Annotated in this window: 3 protein-coding genes; 2 read left to right on the top strand and 1 reads right to left on the bottom strand. The window is 59.5% G+C overall.

Annotated elements, in window-relative coordinates:
• A partial coding sequence (locus EOA22_RS35150; protein ID WP_127390690.1) for a DUF2157 domain-containing protein occupies window positions 1–343 on the bottom strand: 343 nt, incomplete at its 3' end.
• 239 nt (window positions 344–582) lie between these two features.
• Here EOA22_RS35150 and EOA22_RS35145 point away from each other — a divergent pair.
• Both EOA22_RS35145 and EOA22_RS35140 read left to right on the top strand, forming a co-directional pair.
• Window positions 583–723: a DUF1127 domain-containing protein gene (locus EOA22_RS35145; RefSeq protein WP_013531315.1), complete on the top strand. Its 141-nt coding sequence runs from the start codon at window positions 583–585 to the stop codon at window positions 721–723.
• A 49-nt stretch (window positions 724–772) separates the two neighbouring features.
• Window positions 773–913: a DUF1127 domain-containing protein gene (locus EOA22_RS35140; protein WP_013531314.1), complete on the top strand. Its 141-nt coding sequence runs from the start codon at window positions 773–775 to the stop codon at window positions 911–913.
• Window positions 914–985 lie beyond the last annotated feature (72 nt).

Below are 985 nucleotides of genomic sequence, written 5' to 3'. Positions count from 1 at the left end.
CGCCGAAAGGGGCGGCCGCCACGATCCACAGCGCTTCCCCGATTGCCGCATGGTCGCGGGCCTTCAGCACCGCGCCGCCGACATAGCCGCCAAGGATGACGGCAAACAGCGCCGCCACGCGCGCCAGCCTCGGGATCGCGTCCCACTTGGCGGCGACGAAAATCAGGATGGCGGCGCCGAACAGCAAGGCGGCCATCATAGCCAGGATCGAGCCGAAGCTCAGCGACTTGCGCTCGTTGGCCTCGACATCGCGCGCCAGCGAATCGGCCGTCGCGGCGTCGATCATGCCGGCCTGCTGCCAGCGCGCGATATCCGCCCTGACCCGCGACGAATAGCTCGCCATGCTGCTTCTCCCCCCCAAGTTTGGTCTTTTTTGCAGCCGATCCGGTCAAGCCGTTGACGCTTAGGCATTTTCCGATTCGGGTTTCTTTGTGTCAGGTCCGTGAACGAGCGTTAATGCTGCATTGCACAATTTGCATTGCTGCCATGCAGCCATAGCGCTTTTAAATCGATATGGGTCCGCCTATTTATAGTTCGTACACAAACGGAATGATCCGCAAGAAAGACGAAACGAGAACTACCATGAACCTGATCCGCAACTACCGCAACTGGCGCCGCTACAGGGACACCGTGTCCGAGCTGAGCCGCCTGAGCAACCGTGAACTGACCGACCTCGGCATCAGCCGCAGCGACATTCCTTACGTCGCTCGCAAGGCGGTCTAATTCTTCGGACCGCGAATGGTCCGAACCAGTTTTGAAAAAGAGAACGACAATGAACCTGATCCGCAACTATCGTAACTGGCGCGTTTATCGCGAGACGGTTACCGAGCTGGGTCGCCTTTCGAACCGCCAGCTGCATGATCTCGGTATCGTCCGCGACGAAATCAAGATCATCGCCCGCCAGGCGATCTAGACAGAATTTCGCCAGGGTCGACCTCCTCCCCGACCTTGACGAATACGGTCACCCCTTACCTCCTCCCAAGGG

This window comes from Mesorhizobium sp. M7A.F.Ca.US.014.04.1.1 (assembly GCF_003998745.1).
Lineage (GTDB): Bacteria > Pseudomonadota > Alphaproteobacteria > Rhizobiales > Rhizobiaceae > Mesorhizobium > Mesorhizobium ciceri.
Note: the sequence above shows the minus strand (reverse complement) of the source record. Positions and strands in the feature narration are given on the sequence as shown.